Raw genomic sequence first — 19,128 nt, 5'->3', positions numbered from 1 at the left:
GACTCGTGAACCACGAGGACGACGGGTTCCGGCCACTCGGCCGGGCACCACCGCGGTACCACCTCGCTTGCCGCCCCGGGGGACGGCCGCTCTTGCACCGGGTCGTGACGTGACCCCGACGTCCGGGTCTAGTGAGGCCGTCCCGCGCGGGTCCGGCCCGTTCTTCCGGAAGGCTCGCCGCTGATGACGGCTCGAACGCCTGCGGGCCCGAGTCTAGCCCGGCCCGGTTGCCCGGCTCGCGCCGACGTCGCGGGTGACGACCTCCCCGTTGCCGACGACCCGCCAGTCGACGTCGCGGTGGTCGCGGCCGTCGAGGACCGCCAGCGCCACCCGCAGGGTGTCGCCGTGGGTGACGAGGACGAGGTCGGGGACGTCGTCGGCGCCGTCCGGGCCGAGCAGCCGGGCGAGCAGGGCGCGCAGCCGCACGTGGACGTCGGCGATGCTCTCCCCCCCGCCCCAGCGGACCTCGGTGACGTCGAGGCCGTCGGGCACCGGCTGCTCGCGCAGGTCGGCGGTGAGGCGCCCCTCCAGGTCGCCGAGGGCCTGCTCGCGCAGTCCGGGCTCGCTGACGACGGGGACGCCGAGGGCGGCGGCGACGACGTCGGCGGTCTCGCGGGCCCGGACGAGGTCGCTGGAGAGGACCCGGACCGGGCCGGTCACCCGGTGGCGCAGGACGTCCGCCGCGGCCGCCGCCTGCTGCCGGCCGCGGGCCGTCAGCGGGGGGTGGGCGGTGGCCCCCTGGAGGCGCCGCTCGACGTTCCACGTCGACTCACCGTGGCGGACGAGGTGGAGGCGGTCGACCGGCACGCGGCCCACGGTAGCGGGGTGCCTAGACTGCGCGTCGTGGCCGGACTGCTGGTGGCGGGGACGAGCTCGGACGCCGGGAAGTCGCTCGTCGTCACCGGGCTGGCGCGGGCGTGGCGCCGCCGCGGGGTGGACGTCGCCCCGTTCAAGGCCCAGAACATGTCGAACCACTCGATGGTCTGCCGCGACGGCTCGGAGATCGGGCGGGCCCAGTACCTGCAGTGCCGGGCGGCCGGCGTCGAGGCGTCGTCGGTCCACAACCCCGTCCTCCTCAAGCCCGGCAGCGACCGCGAGGCCTTCGTCGTCCTGCGCGGGCAGCCCGCCGGGCGGCTGCGGGCCGGCGAGTACGCCACCGGGCGCCGGCACCTGGCCGGGGCCGCCTTCGCCGCCTGGGACGAGCTGGCCGCCGCCCACGACCTCGTCGTCGCCGAGGGGGCCGGCTCCCCCGCCGAGGTCAACCTCCGCGCCGGCGACTACGTCAACCTCGGGCTGGCGCGGCACGCCGGGCTGCCGGTCCTGCTCGTCGGCGACATCGACCGCGGCGGGGTGCTGGCCTCGCTCTTCGGCACCTGGGCGCTCGTCGACGACGCCGACCGGGCGCACCTGCGGGCGTACGCGATCAACAAGTTCCGCGGCGACCCCTCGGTGCTCGAGCCCGGGCTGGCGACCGTCACCGGGCGCACCGGGATGCCGTCGGTCGGGGTCCTGCCGTGGCTCGAGGACGTGTGGATCGACAGCGAGGACGCCCTGTCGGTCGGGCGGTGGCGGCCGCCGACGGACGCACGCCCGGACCGGTTGGCCGTCGCCGTCGTCCGGCTGCCCCGGACCTCCAACGCCACCGACGTCGACGCCCTGGCCTGCGAGCCGGGTGTCGACGTGCGGGTGACGACGGACGAGGACGCCTGCCGCGAGGCCGACCTCGTCGTGCTGCCGGGCAGCCGCGCCACCGTCTCGGACCTGGAGTGGCTGCGCCGCACGGGGATCGCCGACGTGGTCCGCGGCCGGGCCGCGGCCGGACGGCCGGTGCTCGGGATCTGCGGCGGCTACCAGATGCTCTGCCGCGCCATCGACGACCCGGTGGAGTCCGGCGACGGGGTGGTCGAGGGGCTCGGGCTGCTCGACGCCGACGTCGCCTTCGGCGCCGACAAGGTGCTGGCGCGGCCGTCGACGACGTGGCGGGGCGTTCCGGTCGAGGGGTACGAGATCCACCACGGTGTCGTCGACGACGACGGCTCGTTCCCCGGCGGCATGCGGCAGGACTCGGTGTGGGGCACCATCTGGCACGGCACGCTCGAGGGCGACGCCTTCCGCCGGGCCTGGCTCGCCGAGGTCGCGGCCGCCGCCGGGTCGTCGTGGGCGCCGGACGCCTCCGCGCCCGGGTTCGCCGACCGGCGCGAGGCCATGGTCGATCTGCTCGCCGACGCCGTCGAGGAGCACCTGGACCTCGACGCCCTCACCGAGCTCGCCCACTCCCCCGTCGCCGAGCCGGTGGCGCCGTGAGCCGGGTCGTCCACGTCGTCGGCATCGGCACCGGCAGCCCGGACCACGTCACGGCGCAGGCCGTCGCCGCCCTGCGCGCGTGCGACGTCTTCCTCGTCGCCGACAAGCGGGAGGCGACGGAGTCGCTCGTCGCCGTCCGCCGCGACCTGTGCGCGGCGCTGCTCGAGCCGGGGTCGTACCGGTTCGTCACCGTCCGCGACCCCGAGCGCGGGCCGGACGCCCGGCGCGACGCCGCGCAGTACCGGGCCGGGGTCGACGCCTGGCACACCGAGCGCGCCCGCCGCTACGCCGAGGTGATGGACGGCCTGCCGGACGGGGCCGTCGTCGGGTTCCTCGTCTGGGGCGACCCGGCGTTCTACGACTCCACCATCCGCATCGTCGAGGCCGTCGGCCGGCTCACGCCGGTGACCGTGCGCGTCGTGCCGGGCATCTCGGCGGTGCAGGTGCTGGCCGCCGAGCACGGCATCGTCCTCAACGGGATCGGCGGTCCGGTGCACGTGACGACCGGGCGCCGGCTCGTCGAGGAGTGGCGGCCGGACCTCGGCACGGTCGTCGTCATGCTCGACGCCGGGCTGCGCTGCCTCGAACTCCTGGACCGGGCCCCGGACCTGCACGTCCACTGGGGCGCCCAGCTCGGGCTGCCTGGACAGGTGCTGCGGGCCGGGCGGCTCGCCGACGTCGCCGACGACCTCGTCACCACCCGGGCCGCCGTCCGCGGGCGCGACGGCTGGGTCATGGACACCTACGCCCTGACCCTGCCCGACGACGACGCCTGACCGCCCGGTCGTGGTCCTCGCGGGTCAGCCGCCGGCGAGGTCGCGGTGGCGCTGGCCGACGCCGAGCTCGCCGTAGGGGTAGTCGGTGGCCGCGAGGTCGCTGGCCGCGTCGAGCGTCCGGCGCTCGTCGTCGGACAGGTCGAGGTCGACGCTCGCGAGGTTGGTCCGCAGCTGCTCGGTCGTGCGGGCGCCGAGGATCGTCGACGTCACGGCCGGCCGGTCGGTCACCCACGCGAGCGCGACCTCGGCCATCGAGCGTCCGCGGTCCTCGGCGATCCGGTCGACGGCGTCGACGATGCGCCAGGTGCGATCGTCCCCCCGCCGGTCGTAGGCCTCCATGCCGCGGCCCGGGTCGTCCCCGAGGCGGGTGTCGCCGGTGGGCCGCTCGTCGCGGCGGTACTTGCCGGAGAGCCACCCGCCGCCGAGCGGGCTCCACGGGAGCAGGCCCAGGCCGGCGTCGAGGGCGGCCGGGACGATCTCCCACTCGATCTCGCGGACGATGAGGCTGTACTGCGGCTGGAGCGTGACGGGCTGGCGGAGCCCCAGCGCGCGGGCCGTGAGCACCGCCTTGGTCAGCTGCCAGCCGGTGAAGTTCGAGAGGCCGTAGTAGCGGATCTTGCCGGCCTGGACGAAGCCGTCGAGGGTGCGCAGCGTCTCCTCCAGCGGCGTGTGCTCGTCCCAGGCGTGCACCTGGTAGAGGTCGACGGCGTCGACGCCGAGCCGGGTGAGCGAGGCGTCCAGGGCTCGGGTGAGGTGACGGGTGGACAGGCCGTTGCCGTTCGGGCCCTGGTCGGTGGCGGCGAACCGGCCCTTGGTGGCCAGGACCACCCGGTCGGTGACGTCGGTGGGGCGGTCCTTCAGCCAGCGGCCGATGATCTCCTCGGACACCCCGGCGGAGTAGACGTCGGCGGTGTCGACGAAGGTGCCGCCGGCCTCGAGGAAGACGTCGAGCTGCTCGTGCGAGCCGGCCTCGTCGGTCTCGTTCCCGAAGGTCATCGTCCCGAGGCACAGCTCGGAGACGACGCACCCGCTGTGGCCCATCCGTCGGTAGCGCATGTGCCCGACCCTAGCCGCGACGGGCCCGGGATCGGCGGTGCTGAGGCGGGGTCAGGACCCCGCTGCACCGCACCGGGGAGGGCACGCGGCCGGGCGGGTCGGACGCGGGCGCGGGGCCCGCTCCTGGCCCGAGGGCGACGGCCGGCCCCGGTCACGCCGAGGAACCTTCGGGTTCGCGCCGGTTCGGAGGGGGTGCGAACCCGAAGGTTCCGGGATCAGGCGAGGAAGTCGAGCAGGGTGGGGTCAGGGGTGGGTGCGGGCGAGGGACTCGCGGATGCGCAGGCCCTGGAGGACGAGGGAGGCGGCGAGGCAGCCGCCGACGCCCTCCCCGGCGCGCAGGCGCAGGCCGAGCAGGGGCTCGAGGCCGAGGTCGCGCAGGACGGCGGCGTGGGCGGTCTCGCGGCTGCGCTGCCCGGCGACGAGGTGGGCCTGGACGGCCGGCTCCTCGCGGACGGCGAGCAGGGCGGGGACGGACGCGGCCAGGCCGTCGAGGACGACCGCCGCGCCGGCCTGCGCCGCGCCGAGGACGACCCCGGTGAGCACCGCCACCTCTCCCCCGCCGAGCCCCGCGAGCACCCGCCGCGACGGCGCCGACGACACGTCGCCGACCCGCTCCAGCGCCGCCGCGACGACGGCGCGCTTGCGCTCCAGGGTCGCCGCGTCCGACCCGACCCCGAGCCCGCACACCTCCGCCGCCGGCAGTCCGAGCAGGGCGGCGGTGAGCGCGGCGGCCACCGTCGTGTTGCCGATGCCCACCTCGCCGAGGACGACCAGCCCGGACGTCGCGGCGGACCGCCCGACCGCCCGGCCGGCCTCGACCAGCCGGTCGACGTCGGCCGCGGTCAGCGCGTCGCCCGACGCCAGGTCACCGCGCTCGCCCACCGGCCGCACGTCGACCGCACCCGGCACCGGCCCCCCGGCGACCCCGGCGTCGACGACGACGAGCCCCAGGCCCGCCTCGCGCGCGGCCAGCGCCCCGGCCGACTCCCCCGCGAGCGCGCCGAGGACGACCTCACGGGTCACCGAGGGCGGGAAGGCGCTGACCCCGAGCGCCGTCACCGGGTGGTCGGCGGCGGCGAGGACGAGCGTCCCGCCCGTCACCGCACCCGTCCCCAGGGAGCGGACCCGCGCGACGACCCGGTCCAGGACGCCGAGCGCCTCGGGTGCGGCCAGCTGGGCGTCGGCGGAGTCGGTGGCGCCGACCAGCCGGCCGGACTCGGGCCCGCGCAGGTGCGAGGTGGGCGCGGCCGGCGCCGACCCGCCCTCGGCCGCGGGCCAGCGCTCGTGCAGCACGACGTCGGCGAGCGGCGCCCGACGGGACCAGGCCGCGCGCTCCAGCCCGGGCTCGGGCGGGCGCTCGTCGGGCCAGCCGAGGCACATCCACCCGAGCGTCTCGACGCCGTCCGGCAGCCCGAGCAGCTCGGCGAGGTCGGCGGGGTCGAACAGCGTCACCCAGCCCATCCCGAGACCGTGCGCGCGGGCCGTCAGCCACATGTTCTGCACCGCGGTCGCGCAGGACCACAGGTCGGTGTCGGGGAAGGTCGCCCGGCCGAGCACGCCGGCCGCCGGGGTCCGCCGGTCGCAGGCGACGACGACGCCCACCGGCGCCTCGCGCAGCCCCTCGAGCTTGAGGTCGAGCAGCCGGGCCGCCCGGTCCTCGGTGAGCACCTCGGCCTGGCGCAGCCGGGCGGCGTCGGCGAGGGCCGCGGCCCGGTCCCGGACGGCGGGGTCGCGGACGACGACGAACCGCCAGGGCTGGGAGTGCCCCACGCTCGGCGCCCGGTGCCCGGACTCCAGCACCGCCGTCAGCAGGTCCTCGGGAACGGGGTCGGGCCGGTAGCGGCGGATGTCGCGGCGCCCGGCGACGACGTCGGCCAGCGCCGCCACGACCTCCGGGCCCATCGCCCAGCCGGCCGGGTCGGCCGCCCGCTCCGCGGCGCTCGTCCTGTCCCCGACGAGCGGCACCGGGCGCGCGTACGTCCGTCCGGCCGCGGACGCGCCGTCCGGCCGGTCGGGCGCGCGCACGGGCTGGACCGGGTCCACCTCAGACCTCCTGGCCCGCCTCGATGTCGCCCTCGACCTCGAGGTACACCTGGCGCATCTGCGCGAACAGCTCCGGGTCCGGCTGCTCCCACAGGCCGCGGTCGGCGGCCTCGGACAGCTTCTCGACGATGCCGCGCAGGGCCCACGGGTTGGCGTGCCGCAGGAACGCCTGGGTCTCGTCGTCGAGGACGTACTCGCGGGCGACCCGGTCGTACATCCAGTCGTCGACGACGCCGGCCGTCGCGTCGAAGCCGAACATGTAGTCGACGGTGGCGGCGAGCTCGAAGGCGCCCTTGTACCCGTGCCGCCGCATCGCGGCCACCCACCGCGGGTTCACCACGCGGGAGCGGAAGACCCGGCTCGTCTCCTCGTGGAGGGACCGGGTGCGCACGAGGTCCGGGCTGGTGGAGTCGCCGACGTACGCCTTGGGCGCCTCGCCGGTGAGCGCGCGCACCGTCGCCACCATGCCGCCGTGGTACTGGAAGTAGTCGTCGGAGTCGAGGATGTCGGACTCGCGGTTGTCGACGTTCTTCGCCGCGACCTGGATGCGCCGGTAGCTGCGCTCCATGTCCTCGCGGGCCGGGGCGCCGTCGAGGTCGCGGCCGTAGGCGAAGCCGCCCCAGGCCGTGTAGACCTCGGCGAGGTCGGCGTCGTCGCGCCACGAGCCCTGCTCGACGACCTCGAGGATGCCGGCGCCGTACGAGCCGGGCTTGGACCCGAAGATCCGCGTCCTCGCCCGGCGCTCGTCGCCGTGGGCGTCGAGGTCCGCGGCGGCGTGCGCCTTGGGGAAGTTCTCCTCCAGCGGCTCGTCCAGCCCGACGACGAGGGCGACGGCGTCGTCGAGCAGGTCGATGACGTGCGGGAAGGCGTCGCGGAAGAAGCCGGAGATGCGGACGGTGACGTCGATGCGCGGCCGGCCGAGCTCGGCCAGCGGGATCGCCTCCAGCCCCACGACGCGGCGGGACTGCTCGTCCCACACCGGCGTCACGCCGAGCAGCGCGAGGACCTCGCCGATGTCGTCGCCCGAGGTGCGCATCGCGGAGGTCCCCCAGGCCGACAGGCCGACCGAGGTGGGCAGGACGCCGCTGTCGGCCCGGTAGCGCTCGAGCAGCGAGGTCGCCATGGCTGCGCCGGTCTCGTAGGCCAGGCGGGAGGGGATGGCCTTGGGGTCGACGGAGTAGAAGTTGCGGCCGGTCGGCAGGACGTTGACGAGCCCGCGCAGCGGCGAGCCCGACGGCCCGGCCGGGACGTACCCGCCGTCCAGGGCGTGCAGCACCATGGACAGCTCGTCCGTCGTCGCCCGCAGCCGCGGCACGACCTCGTCGCAGGCGAACCGCAGCGAGGTCTCGACGCCGGCGTTCGGCTCGCCGAGCTCGGCGGCGACGACGCCGGGCACGGCGCCGGCGTCCCACCCGGCGGCCGCGACCGCCTCGACGAGGCGGCGGGCCTGCGCCTCGACCTCGTCGGTGCGGGCGGTGCCCTCCTGGCCCTCGCTGAGGCCGAGGGCGGCGCGCAGGCCGGGGACGGCGCCGCGCTGCCCGCCGAAGACCTGGGTGGCGCGCAGGACGGCGAGGGTGAGGTCCACGAGCTGCGGGCCCTCCGGGGCCTGGCCGAGGACGTGCAGGCCGTCGCGGATCTGCACGTCCTTGACTTCGCAGAGCCAGCCGTCGACGTGCATGACGAAGTCGTCGAAGGTGTCGTCGTCGGGCCGCTCGTCGATGCCGAGGTCGCGGTGCAGCTCGGCGGAGCGGATGAGGGTCCAGATCTCCCCGCGCAGGGCCGGCGCCTTGGCCGGGTCCATGACCGAGACGTTGCCGTACTCGTCGAGCAGCTGCTCGAGGCGGGCGATGTCGCCGTAGGACTCGGCGCGGGCCATCGGCGGGACGAGGTGGTCGACGACGGTGGCGTGGGCGCGGCGCTTGGCCTGGGTGCCCTCGCCCGGGTCGTTGACGAGGAAGGGGTAGACGAGCGGCACGCTGCCGAGCGCGGCGTCGGTGCCGCAGGACGCGGACATCCCGAGGTTCTTGCCGGGCAGCCACTCGAGGTTGCCGTGCTTGCCCATGTGGACGACGGCGTGCGCCCCGAACTCCTCCTCGACCCACCGGTAGGTCGCGAGGTAGTGGTGGCTCGGCGCGAGGTCGGGGTCGTGGTAGATCGCGATGGGGTTCTCCCCGAAGCCGCGCGGCGGCTGGACGAGGAGGACGACGTTGCCGGCGCGCAGGGCGGCGGTGACGATCTCGGGCTCGCCGCCGGTGGCGCGGTCGACGAACAGCTCGCCCGGCGCCTCGCCCCAGGCGTCGGTGACGGCCGAGCGCAGGTCCGGCGGGAAGCGGTCGAACCACGTGCGGTAGCGGCTCGCGGGGATGCGGACGTGGTGCTCGGTCAGCTGCGTCTCGCTGAGCCACTCCGGGTCCTGGCCGCCGGCGGCGATGAGGGCGTGGACCAGGGCGTTCCCGGCCGTCGTGTCCGCGGCCTCGCCCTCGACCTCCGGCAGCGGGTCGATGCCGGGGATCTCGCCGGGCCCGCCGACGTCGTAGCCGGCCTCGCGCATCATCCGCAGCAGGCGGACGGTCGAGACCGGGGTGTCGAGGCCGACGGCGTTGCCGATCCGGCTGTGCTTGGTGGGGTACGCCGAGAGGACGAGGGCGACCTTGCGCTCGGCCGGCGGGACGTGCCGGAGCCGGGCGTGGCCGACGGCGATGCCGGCGACGCGGGCGCAGCGCTCGGGGTCGGCGACGTAGTGGGCCAGGCCGTCCTCGTCGGTCTCCTTGAAGGAGAACGGGACGGTGACCAGGCGGCCGTCGAACTCGGGGATGGCGACCTGGGTGGCGACGTCGAGCGGCGACATGCCGTCGTCGGCCTCCTCCCAGTCGGCGCGGCTCCAGGTGAGGCACAGGCCCTGGAGCAGCGGCACGTCGAGGGCGGCCAGCTGCGCGACGTCCCACGACTCGTCGTCACCGCCGGCCGAGGCGTCGGCCGCCCTGGTCCCGGCGCCGCCGGCGGCGAGCACGGTCGTGACGATCGCGTCGTAGGTGCCGAGCTGCTCGAGCAGGCTCGGGGTGGCGTCGCGCAGGGAGGTGGCGTAGATCGGCTCGCCGACGCCCCCCGCGGCGTCGACCGCGTCGGCCAGGGCGTGGACGTAGTCGGTGTTCCCCGCGGCGTACTGCGCCCGGTAGAAGAGGATGCCGACGCGCGGGCGGGGGGCGCCGTCGGCCGCCGCCTCGAGGGGCGCGCGCTCGAGCAGGCCCCAGGCGGGCAGCTCCTCCGGCGGCTCGAAGCCCTCGCCGGTGAGGAGCAGGGTGTCGGAGAGGAACGCGTGCAGCTGGGCGAGGTTCGAGGAGCCGCCGTGGCGCAGGTACTCGTGGGCCTCGCGGACGACGCCCTGCGGGGCGGTCGAGGTCTCCATGAGCTGGGCGCTCGGGGCCTGTTCGCCGCCGACGACGACCATGGGTACGCCGGTGTCGCGGATGCGGGCGAAGCCGGAGCACAGGTCGTCGGGGGTGCCGAGGATGCGGGCGACGACGACGTCGGCCTGCTCGAAGGCGGCGGCGAGGTCGGTGTGGCCCGGGCGGGCCGGGTTCGCGACGACGTAGTCGGCACCGCTGGCCCGGGCGGACAGCAGGTCGGTGTCGGACGTCGAGAGCAACGCGATGCGGGGCACTGGTTCTCCTCCGGGGGTCCGCGCCCCCGCGCTCGGTGCGGGGCCCGCGACGCCGCCGCGGGCGTCCGGCGCGACGTTCCTGACTCGCCCGGAGGGCTCACAGTGGCGGGACCGTCCCGGACTCGCACCGGGTTCCGTCGTCGTCGGACGTGCGCAGCCTACCTGCGCCCCCGCGTACGCTGGCCCGCGATGTCCGTCACCCCCACCCACCCCCCGCAGCGGCCGGTCGCCGACCGCTGCCCGGGGCTGCTGCGGCCCCACGTCGCGCAGGACGGGGCGCTCGTGCGGCTGCGGCTGCCGGGCGGGGAGGTCGGGGTCGACGTCCTCATGGACCTGCTCGCCCTGGCCGGCCGGCACGGCGCCCCCGTGCTGCAGCTGACGAGCCGGGGCAACCTCCAGCTGCGCGGCCTGCCCGACCCGCTGCCGGACGCCTTCGTGCGCGGGGTCGAGGCCACCGGGCTCCTGCCGTCCGCGACGCACGAGCGGGTCCGCAACGTCCTCGCCGCGCCGCTGGCCCCGGGGCTGCAGCCGCTCGTGCGCGACCTCGACGCCGCGCTGTGCGCCGACCCGGCGCTGGCCGACCTACCGGGACGCTTCCTGTTCGCCGTCGCCGACGCCTCCGGGTCGCCGCTCTCGGAGCCGTACGACGTCGCCTACCGGGCCCGGTCCTTGACCGAGGGCCTGCTCCTGGCCGGGGGCCGTGGCCGGCCGGTCTCCAGCACGGACGCCGTCGCGGCCGTGCTCGACGTGGCCCGCGCCTTCCTCGCCCACGCCCCGCATGGCGTCTGGAACGTCCGGGACCTGCCCGCCGGCTCGCCGGTGCTGGGCGGCCTGGACCCGGTCCCGCCCGCGGTCGCCCCTCCCCTCGAGCCCGGACCCGTGGGCGAGGACCTCGTCGCCGGCGTCCCGCTGGCCATGCTGCGGCCCGGGCACGTGGCCGCCCTGGCCGAGGTCGCCGGGCGCGTCGTCGTCACCCCGTGGCGCTCGCTCGTCGTGCGCGGCGGCGCCGCGGCCGCCACCGCGCTGGAGCGGGCCGGGCTCGTCGTCGACCCGGCGTCGGCCGCCTCCCGGGTCAGCGCCTGCGTCGGCGCCCCGCACTGCGCGAAGGCCCGCAGCGCCACCCTGCCCGTGGCGGCGGACGTCGTCGCGGCGCTCGACGCCCGGGGCACCGCGACGCCCCCGCTGCACGTCGTCGGCTGCGAGCGGCGCTGCGGCGCCCGCGACGGCGACCTCGTGGCCGTCGGCGCGCCCGACGCCGACGCCGTCCTGTCCCTGCTCCCCGGAGACCGCGCATGACCCTCGCCCCGCCGAGCCGCCGGTTCGAGTACGTCACCGACGGCCTCGAGATCTACCGGCGCTCCTTCGCGACCATCCGGGAGGAGACCGACCTCTCCGGCCTCCCGGCGGACCTGCACGGCGTCGCGACCCGGGTCGTCCACGCCGCCGGGGACGTCGGCGTCGTCGAGGACCTCGCGGCGCACCCGGACGTCGTCCGCGACGCCCGGACCGCGCTGCTGTCCGGCGCGCCGATCCTCACCGACTCGCAGATGCTCGCCTCCGGGGTGACCCGGCGCCGGCTGCCCGCCGACAACGAGGTCGTCTGCACCCTGCGCGAGCCGGAGGTGCCGGGGCTCGCTCTCGCCTGGGGCACGACCCGGGCCGCGGCCGCCGTGTCGCTGTGGGCCGACCGCCTGGAGGGCGCCGTCGTCGCCGTCGGCAACGCCCCGACCGCCCTGTTCCACCTGCTCGAGCTGCTGCTCGACGGCGGCCCGCGGCCCGCGGCCGTCGTCGGGATGCCGGTCGGCTTCATCGGGTCGGCCGAGTCCAAGGTCGCCCTCGCCGAGCACGAGCTGCCGGGCGGCGGACAGGTGCCCTGGGTCGTCGTGCACGGGCGGCGCGGCGGCTCGGCGATGGCCGCGGCGGCCCTCAACGCCATCGCCGACGAGGACGAGCTGGCATGAGCCGTCCCGCGGAGCCCGGCCACCTGTACGGGGTCGGGGTGGGGCCCGGCGACCCCGACCTCATGACCGTGCGGGCCGTCGCCCTCATCGGGTCCGCGGACGTCGTCGCCTACCACCGCGCGGCGCACCGGGAGTCGACGGCCCGCGCCATCGCGTCGGCGGTCCTGCCGGAGGGCGTCGTCGAGGAGGCCCTGGTCTACCCCGTGACGACGGGGGCGACGGAGCACCCGGGCGGCTACTACGGCGCGCTCGCCGACTTCTACGCGGAGTGCGTCGAGCGGCTGCGGGCCCACCTGGCCGCCGGGCGCTCGGTCGTCGTCCTCGCCGAGGGGGACCCGCTCTTCTACGGCTCGTTCATGTACGTCCACGACGTGCTGCGCGAGGAGTTCCCGACCGAGGTCGTGGCCGGTGTGACGTCGGTGTCGGCAGCGAGCGCGGCCGTCGGGGCGGGGCTCTCGCGGCACGAGGACGTGCTCACGGTGCTGCCGGGGACACTGCCGGTGCCCGAGCTCGCGCGGCGGCTGGCCGACACCGACGCGGCGGTCGTCATGAAGCTCGGCCGCACCTTCGCCGACGTCCGCGAGGCGCTGCGGCAGGCCGGTCTGCTCGACCGGGCGCTCTACGTCCAGGAGGCGAGCCGCGGCGGGCAGCGGGTGCTGCCCGTGAGCGAGGTCGACGCCGACACCGTGCCGTACATGTCGGTCGTCGTCGTACCCGGAGCGGACGTGCGCGCGGACGCGGCGGGACGGGCCCGGACGGGCGAGGCCCCACGTCCTCGGCCGGACGCCCCGGCCCCCGGTGCGTCCGACGCCGCCCCGGCACCTGTCCACGTCGTCGGGCTCGGACCCGGCCCCGAGCGCTGGCTCACCCCGGAGGCGTCGGAGGTCCTGGCCTCGGTCCGCCACGTCGTCGGCTACGCGCCGTACGTCGACCGGGTGCCGCAGCGCGAGGGCCTCACCCGGCACGCGAGCGGCAACACCGTCGAGGTCGACCGGGCCCGGGACGCCCTCGACCTCGCGCTGGCCGGGGAGCCGGTCGCCGTCGTATCGGGCGGCGACGCCGGCGTCTTCGGGATGGCCGCCGCCGTGTTCGAGGCCGCCGAGGACGAGCGGTACGCGGCGGTGCCCGTGCACGTCGTGCCCGGCGTGACGGCCGCCCACGCCGCAGCCGCGCTGGCCGGGGCGCTGCTCGGCGCCGACCACGCCCTCATCTCCCTGTCGGACCGGCTGAAGCCCTGGCCGGTGCTGCTGGAGCGGCTGCTCGCCGCCGTCCGGGCCGACCTGGCGGTCGCCCTCTACAACCCCCGGTCCCGCTCGCGTCCCGAACAGCTCGGCGAGGCCCTGCGGGCCGTGTGCGAGGTCGCCGGGCCCGAGCGCGTCGTCGTCGTCGCCCGGGACGTCGGCCGCCCGGGTGAGGAGCTGCGCGTCACGACCCTCGGCGAGCTCGACCCCGAGTCGGTCGACATGCGCTGCCTCGTCGTCGTCGGCGCCTCGCGCACCCGCGTGACGGCGTCCGGCCGGGTCTGGACGCCCCGCTCCGTCGACTGACGGTCCGGGCCGATCCCGGGACGGGTCGCGGTTGTCGTCCGGAGTCGCGGAGACGTCCGCGACCGCGAGCGATGTCCCCGACCCGGGCCTGGGCGGCGTCAGCTCGGTGGCCAACGTCGCTAGTCGGGGAGCTCTTCGAAGACAGCGTCGGGGTTCTCCACCGCGAGCTCTCGGCGAACGCTCCTGTAGAGGTTAGTCAGTTCGGCTCGCAAGCGGGCGTCGGGCGGTTCTGCGAACTGACCGTCACGTGGATCGACCCCGGTCTCCGCCAGTTGCAGGACGGCCCACGAGTGCCGCAGCACAAGGCGCGCATGCTCCTGTGTCGCGACTGTAGAGGCGATAAGTCGTAGCTGCTCACAACTCTCCCGTGCGACATCGAGAGCAGCTTGCGCGCCTTCTCGGGCCCCCGCCTCGTTGATCCTAAAGCTCAGTGACCTGATCCGCGCTACGCCTGTGGTCAGGTTGGAACAGACACGACGCAGCTCTCGCTGCTGTTCCATCCTCGATTCTCGCTCTTCTTGCAACCGCTGCCCGAGCAGGAGCGTGGCACCACCAACCATTGCGCCTAGAACTGCACTGCTACCGGCCACGAGAGCGGAGAGGACCGTCGCGTCCATCCTTGCCTTACCCCACTTCCTATGACATCCACAGGACGTCACAACGTCGGATTTGCGCCGTCAACGCGCACGACGAGGCGGCGTCGCTGACCTGCTCAACAAACTCCGTAGCGGACCACTACTTACCCGAGGAGGGCGGCGACGTCGGTGGCGGTGCGCGGCGGGAAGGCGACGTCGACCTCGCGGCCGAGCCGGCGCAGCAGCGCGACGGGCCAGGGGACGGCGAGCCCGGCGGCCTCGAGCAGCGCCTCGTCGGTGAGCACCTTGACGAGGACGTCCTGGTGGACGACCCGGTCGAGCACGACGGCGACCTCGTCGGCCCAGGACCAGGCGAGGTCGACGTCGTGGGTGGCCATGACGACCGTCGTGCCGGACCGCTCGAGCCGCTCCAGCGCGGCCAGCATGGCGGCGACGCCACGCGGGTCCAGCCCGGCGGTCGGCTCGTCGAGCAGCAGCACCTCCGGCTGCATGGCGACGGCGCCGGCGACGGCGACCCGCTTGCGCTGGCCGTAGGAGAGCTGGTGCACGGCGCGGTCCGCGACGTGGGCCAGCCCGAGCGCCGACAGCGCCGACGCCACGCGCTCGCGGACCTCGTCGTCGGGCAGGCCGAGGTTCACCGGCCCGAAGGAGACGTCCTGGCGGACGTCGGCCGAGAACAGCTGGTCGTCGGGGTCCTGGAGCACGAGCTGGACGCGCTGGCGGTGCGCGCGCAGCGGGCCGGACCGGTGGGTGAGGGCGACGCCGTCGACGAGCACGTCGCCGGTGCGCGGCCGGTGCGCCCCGGACAGGCAGCGCAGCAGCGTCGTCTTGCCGGAGCCGTTGGCGCCGAGCAGGGCGACCCTCGTGCCGCGCCGGAGCTCGACGGAGACGCAGTCCAGGACGTCCGGCCCCCCGGGATAGCCGGCGTGCACGCCCTCGGCGGCCAGGAGCGGGACCGACGCCGACGGCTCGCGGCGGCTGAGGCGGTGGGTCACGCCAGCACCACCGACGCCGCCGTCAGGGCGACCAGACCGGTGCACGTCACGGCGACGAACGGTACCGACACCGGGCGCAGCGCCGGAAGGGTCCGCAGCGGACCGCTGCCGCCGCGCCCGGCCAGCCCGGCGTCGAGGCGCTGCGCACGGGTCCAGGCCTGCCGCAGGACGGCCGAGCCGAGCATCCCCAGCGAGCGCCGGGCGGCGGGGCCGGTGGCGTAGCCGAGCCGGGCGGTCTGCGCCTCGCGGACGGTCGCCACGGTGTCGAGGAGGAGGAAGACGAAGCGGTACATGACCTCGGCGACGTCGACGACGACCTCGGGCACCCGCAGCCGGCGCATCCCCGTGAGCAGGTCGCTGACCGGCGTCGTCGTCGCGAGCAGGGCCATGGCGCTCGTCGCGGCCAGCGCCCGGGCCAGCACCTGGCCCGCCGTGGTCAGCGTCCCGTCGGTGACGGCGACCGGGCCGAGCGCCAGCAGCGCGCCGTCGGGCCGGGCGCCGACGGTGACCGCCACGCTGGCGGCGCCGAGGACGACGAAGGACAGCGGGGCGAGGACGACCCTGAGGTAGGTGCGCCACGGCACCCGTGCCCCGACCAGCGCGCAGCCGACGGCGAGCACGAGGACGGCGGCGCCGGTGACGACCTCGCGCGAGGTGACGGCGAGGACCAGCAGCCCGAGGGCGAGAAGCGCCTTCTCGGCGGTGCTCCGCTGCCGCCAGCGGTTGCCCCAGGCGGCGTCGTCGATGGCCAGCCGGGCCACGTCAGCGCTCCGCCGGGACGTCGGCCGGCGGGGTCGTGCGCGCGCGACGCCGCTCGCGCAGCGTGCCGAGCGCGAACCCGACGACCCCGCCGCCGAGGGCGGCCTGGAGCGCGAACAGCCCCGACTCGACCTCCTTGGACCGCGGCGCCCACAGGTGGGTGAACCACGGCTCGTAGCCCGGGTCGGACGCGGCGATGGCGTCGGTCGCGGCCGAGTCGGTGCCGCCGTAGTCGACGTTGCCGGCGACGAGGAAGCAGCCGACGACGACGAACAGCGCGACGAGGACGAGCAGCACGGTGCTGCGGCGCTCACGCATCGACGGTCTCCTCCCGCGGGCCGGGCTCGCCCACCCGGCCGAAGCCGGCGAGCTCGGGACCGGCCCAGGAGCGCAGCGCGCGGACGAGGAGGACGCCGAGGATGCCCTCGACGACCGCCAGCGGCACCTGAGTCACGGCGAAGATGCCGAGGAAGCGCAGCAGGGCGCCGAGCAGGCCGGAGGTGGGGTCCGGGAAGGCGAGCGCCAGCTGGAGGGAGGTGGTGACGTAGGTGGCGAGGTCGGCGACGGCGACCCCGACGAAGACGGCGACCCCGAGCGGCGCCCGGGCCAGCAGCCGGTAGCAGCCGTAGCCCGCCCAGGGCCCGACGACGGCCATCGAGAAGACGTTGGCGCCGAGAGTGGTGAGGCCGCCGTGCGCGAGCAGCAGCGCCTGGAAGAGCAGGACGACGGTGCCGAGGAGCGCCATGACCGGCGGCCGGAAGACGATGGCCCCGACGCCGGTGCCGGTCGGGTGCGAGGACGAGCCGGTCACCGACGGCAGCTTGAGCGCGGAGAGCACGAAGGTGAAGGCCCCGGCGGCGCCGAGCAGGAGCCGCGCGTCGGGCCGCTCCGTGACGACCCGGCGCACCTCGCGGGCGCCGTGGACGACGAAGGGCGCGGCGACGACGGTCCAGCCGGCCGCGTGGAGTGGGGGCAGGAAGCCCTCGGCGATGTGCACTGGCACGTCCTTCCCCGGGATGACGCGTCCCGGACGGTCCGCCGTCCCGAGTTCCTGGCTCGCGGAAGACCCGCTCACAGTGGCGCGACCGCCCCGGAGTCGCACCGGGTTCCTCGACGCAGACGACGTGAGGGGAGGCTACAACACCGTCGGGGCCGCGGGACCCGCTCCCGGGCGCTCCCGCGACCCGTACAGGTGGCTCTCGACGAACCCCTCGGCGGCCAGCGCCCGCCCCACGAGGATGACCGACGACTGCCGCAGCCCCGCCTCCTCGACGCGGTCGGCGACGTGGGCCAGCGTCGAGCGGATGACGAGCTCGCGCGGGGTGCTCACGGCGGCGCCGACGACGACCGGGCAGTCCGCCCCGTAGTGCCCGGCCAGGAGGTCGGCGAGCCGTCGGGTGTGGCGGATCGCGAGGTGCAGGACGAGCGTCGCGCCGGTGGCCGCGTACGTCGCGAGGTCCTCCCCGGGCGGCATCGCCGTCGAGTCCTGCTGGGCCCGGGTGAGGACGACGGTCTGGGCGACCTCGGGCACGGTGAGCTCGCGCCCGGCGAGGGCGGCGGTGGCGGCGTAGGCGGGCACCCCGGGCGTCACGTCCCAGGGGACACCGGCGGCGTCGAGGCGGCGGGCCTGCTCGGCGACGGCGGAGTAGACCGACGGGTCGCCGGAGCACAGCCGGACGACGTCGAGGCCGCGCGCGTGGGCCCCGACGAGGTGCCGGGTGATGGTGTCGAGGTCGAGGTGCTGGGTGTCGACGAGCTCCGCGCCCTCGGGGCAGTGCTCGAGGACGGCGGCGTCGAGGTAGGTCCCGGCGTAGAGGCAGACCTGCGCCCGCTCCAGCAGCCGCACCGCCCGCACCGTGAGCAGGTCCGCGGCCCCGGGGCCGGCGCCGACGAAGTGGACGGTCATGGGGTCTCCTCCGCGGCGGGGGTGGGCGGGACGTCCGCGGGCCTGGTCGCCGCCCACTGGACGACGGGTCGCGCCGGGGTCCAGGACAGGTGGCGGCCGAGCGGCTCGGCCCGCTCGACGGTGAACCGACGCAGCGTCCCCCCGTGCCGGGCGTGCGCGGCGACGACCAGCGCCTCGGTCCCGAGCGTCACCGCCGGGACGACGAGACGTCCGCCGGGCGGCAGCGCGGCCCAGGCGGCCTCGACCACGGCGTCGGTGGCGCCCCCGCCGACGAACACGGCGTCGGGCGCCGGCAGGGCGCCGGCGTCGGCCACGGCGTCGGCGACGTCGGCCCGCACCACCCGCACCGGGACGCCGTGGGCGGCGGCGTTGGCGGCGACCCGCTCGGCGCGCGTCGGGTCGCGCTCGACGGCGACGGCGCGGGCCCCGGGGGCCAGGCGGCACCACTCGACCGACACCGACCCGGCGCCGGCGCCGAGGTCCCACAGCACCTGCCCGGGCAGGGGGCGCAGGGCGGCGACGGCGAGGGCCCGCAGCTCGGCCTTGGTCAGCTGGCCGTCGTGGGCGAAGGCGTCGTCGGGGAGGCCGGGTGCGCGCCCCGGCAGGACGGCGTCGGACGGTACCTCGACGGCGAGGACGTGCAGGCGCGGCAGCGGGGCCGTGGGGTCGGCGAGCAGCGCGTCGGCGGTCGTCCCGACCCGGCTCTCGCCGGCGGCGCCGAGGTCGCCGAGCACGGTGAGCCGGGCGGCCCCGCAGCCGTCGGCGACGAGGACCGCGGCGACCTCGCGGGGCGTCGCCTCGGTGGCGGAGAGGACGAGCAGGCGGGCGCCGGGGGCGAGCCACGGCCGGATCGCCCCGGCCGCGGCGGACACGAGCCCGACGACCTGCGACTCCTCGGCCGACCAGCGCATCCGGGCCCGGGCCAGCGCCACCGACGACACGGCCGGGTGCACCCGCACGGCGTCCGCCCCGAGCACTCGCACCAGCGTCGTCCCGATGCCGGAGACGAGCGGGTCGCCACTGGCCAGGGCGACGACGCCCCCCGGGCCGTCCGCACCCCCGGCGATGGTGGGGAGGTCCTCGAGCAGGCCGGGGAGACCGGCCGACAGCGGCGCCGGCCAGGGGCGTCGGTCGGCGGGGTCCTCCGGGCCGAGCAGCCCGAGCAGCCGCGGCGAGCCGAGGACCGTCCGCGCCCCCCGCAGCACCGCCCGGGTCGCCGGGGGCAGGGCCTGCGGCCCCTCGGCGGGCACCCCGATGACGTCGATCACGGCGCTCAGCGTAGGCGGGACCCTCTCGCGCGGCGTACGGCGCAGGTGTCGTCGCCCGGACCACCCGGGCGGTCACCCGTCACCCGGGGCCCCGATCGCGTGACGGCCGGAGCACCCGGCGGGACGACGTGCCATGATGGCCCCGGCCTTCGCGAGGAATCCGGTGAGAGTCCGGAGCGGTCCCGCCACTGTCATCCCGTCACGGGAGAGCCAGGACGTCCCGGAGGCCCGCCGCCGGTCCGCCACCGGCGGTGCC

15 protein-coding genes and 3 riboswitches are annotated in these 19,128 nt (G+C 76.5%); of the genes, 5 read left to right on the top strand and 10 right to left on the bottom strand.

Features of this window, described 5'->3' with window-relative positions; genetic code table 11:
* Positions 1–213 precede the first annotated feature (213 nt).
* Positions 214–807, bottom strand: a complete 594-nt coding sequence (locus EPD83_RS04455) for a histidine phosphatase family protein (protein ID WP_128367824.1) — start codon at positions 805–807, stop codon at positions 214–216.
* A gap of 36 nt (positions 808–843) precedes the next feature.
* Between EPD83_RS04455 and EPD83_RS04450 the strand changes: the two genes are divergently transcribed.
* On the top strand, positions 844–2,304 hold the full coding sequence (locus tag EPD83_RS04450) for a cobyric acid synthase (protein ID WP_165566265.1): 1,461 nt from the start codon (positions 844–846) through the stop codon (positions 2,302–2,304).
* Complete coding sequence (gene cobF / locus EPD83_RS04445; protein WP_165566264.1) at positions 2,301–3,080, top strand: precorrin-6A synthase (deacetylating); 780 nt, start codon at positions 2,301–2,303, stop codon at positions 3,078–3,080. Before EPD83_RS04450 ends, cobF begins: the two co-directional genes overlap by 4 nt.
* 24 nt (positions 3,081–3,104) lie before the next feature.
* Here the strand turns inward: cobF and EPD83_RS04440 are convergent, their stop codons facing one another.
* From EPD83_RS04440 to cobN, 3 genes are all read right to left on the bottom strand, one after another.
* The gene (locus EPD83_RS04440) at positions 3,105–4,136 is read right to left on the bottom strand and encodes an aldo/keto reductase (RefSeq protein ID WP_165566263.1); all 1,032 of its coding nucleotides are present in this window, start codon (positions 4,134–4,136) and stop codon (positions 3,105–3,107) included.
* Between the two features lie 243 nt (positions 4,137–4,379).
* Positions 4,380–6,179, bottom strand: coding sequence for a 5,6-dimethylbenzimidazole synthase (gene bluB, locus EPD83_RS04435; RefSeq protein WP_235950341.1), 1,800 nt, complete (start codon positions 6,177–6,179; stop codon positions 4,380–4,382).
* A gap of 1 nt (position 6,180) precedes the next feature.
* Complete coding sequence (gene cobN, locus EPD83_RS04430; RefSeq protein WP_128367499.1) at positions 6,181–9,840, bottom strand: cobaltochelatase subunit CobN; 3,660 nt, start codon at positions 9,838–9,840, stop codon at positions 6,181–6,183.
* 75 nt (positions 9,841–9,915) lie between these two features.
* A riboswitch (cobalamin riboswitch) is annotated at positions 9,916–9,976 on the bottom strand.
* Between the two features lie 53 nt (positions 9,977–10,029).
* Between cobN and EPD83_RS04425 the strand changes: the two genes are divergently transcribed.
* From EPD83_RS04425 to cobJ, 3 genes are read left to right on the top strand one after another with little or no spacing between them, the layout of a single operon-like run.
* Positions 10,030–11,136 carry a cobalamin biosynthesis protein CobG gene (locus tag EPD83_RS04425; protein ID WP_165566262.1) on the top strand — a complete coding sequence of 369 codons (1,107 nt, stop codon included), beginning with the start codon at positions 10,030–10,032 and terminating at the stop codon, positions 11,134–11,136.
* The gene (locus tag EPD83_RS04420; RefSeq protein WP_128367416.1) at positions 11,133–11,801 is read left to right on the top strand and encodes a precorrin-8X methylmutase; all 669 of its coding nucleotides are present in this window, start codon (positions 11,133–11,135) and stop codon (positions 11,799–11,801) included. Before EPD83_RS04425 ends, EPD83_RS04420 begins: the two co-directional genes overlap by 4 nt.
* Positions 11,798–13,348, top strand: coding sequence for a precorrin-3B C(17)-methyltransferase (cobJ, locus tag EPD83_RS04415; protein ID WP_128367417.1), 1,551 nt, complete (start codon positions 11,798–11,800; stop codon positions 13,346–13,348). Before EPD83_RS04420 ends, cobJ begins: the two co-directional genes overlap by 4 nt.
* A gap of 739 nt (positions 13,349–14,087) precedes the next feature.
* On the opposite strand, the gene EPD83_RS04410 is transcribed toward cobJ, so the two are convergent.
* The 6 genes from EPD83_RS04410 to cbiT form a co-directional block, all read right to left on the bottom strand.
* The gene (locus EPD83_RS04410) at positions 14,088–14,939 is read right to left on the bottom strand and encodes an energy-coupling factor ABC transporter ATP-binding protein (RefSeq protein ID WP_165566261.1); all 852 of its coding nucleotides are present in this window, start codon (positions 14,937–14,939) and stop codon (positions 14,088–14,090) included.
* Complete coding sequence (cbiQ, locus tag EPD83_RS04405) at positions 14,936–15,700, bottom strand: cobalt ECF transporter T component CbiQ (RefSeq protein WP_165566260.1); 765 nt, start codon at positions 15,698–15,700, stop codon at positions 14,936–14,938. Before cbiQ ends, EPD83_RS04410 begins: the two co-directional genes overlap by 4 nt.
* Before the next feature lies 1 nt (position 15,701).
* Positions 15,702–16,016: an energy-coupling factor ABC transporter substrate-binding protein gene (locus tag EPD83_RS04400; RefSeq protein ID WP_165566259.1), complete on the bottom strand. Its 315-nt coding sequence runs from the start codon at positions 16,014–16,016 to the stop codon at positions 15,702–15,704.
* A complete protein-coding gene (locus tag EPD83_RS04395; protein WP_128367171.1) occupies positions 16,009–16,695 on the bottom strand; it encodes an energy-coupling factor ABC transporter permease in 687 nt (228 codons plus the stop codon). The genes EPD83_RS04400 and EPD83_RS04395 overlap by 8 nt, the downstream gene beginning before the upstream one ends.
* A 48-nt stretch (positions 16,696–16,743) precedes the next feature.
* A riboswitch (cobalamin riboswitch) is annotated at positions 16,744–16,810 on the bottom strand.
* Between the two features lie 23 nt (positions 16,811–16,833).
* Positions 16,834–17,604 (bottom strand): cobalt-precorrin-4/precorrin-4 C(11)-methyltransferase, encoded by a 771-nt coding sequence (locus EPD83_RS04390; protein ID WP_128367172.1) that lies wholly within the window; start codon positions 17,602–17,604, stop codon positions 16,834–16,836.
* Positions 17,601–18,872, bottom strand: a complete 1,272-nt coding sequence (gene cbiT, locus EPD83_RS04385; protein WP_165566258.1) for a precorrin-6Y C5,15-methyltransferase (decarboxylating) subunit CbiT — start codon at positions 18,870–18,872, stop codon at positions 17,601–17,603. The genes EPD83_RS04390 and cbiT overlap by 4 nt, the downstream gene beginning before the upstream one ends.
* Positions 18,873–19,027: 155 nt before the next feature.
* Positions 19,028–19,089, top strand: a riboswitch (cobalamin riboswitch).
* The last annotated feature ends 39 nt before the right edge of the window (positions 19,090–19,128 follow it).

The sequence above is a fragment of the Phycicoccus flavus genome (assembly GCF_004025965.2).
GTDB lineage: Bacteria > Actinomycetota > Actinomycetes > Actinomycetales > Dermatophilaceae > Phycicoccus > Phycicoccus flavus.
Note: the sequence above shows the minus strand (reverse complement) of the source record. Positions and strands in the feature narration are given on the sequence as shown.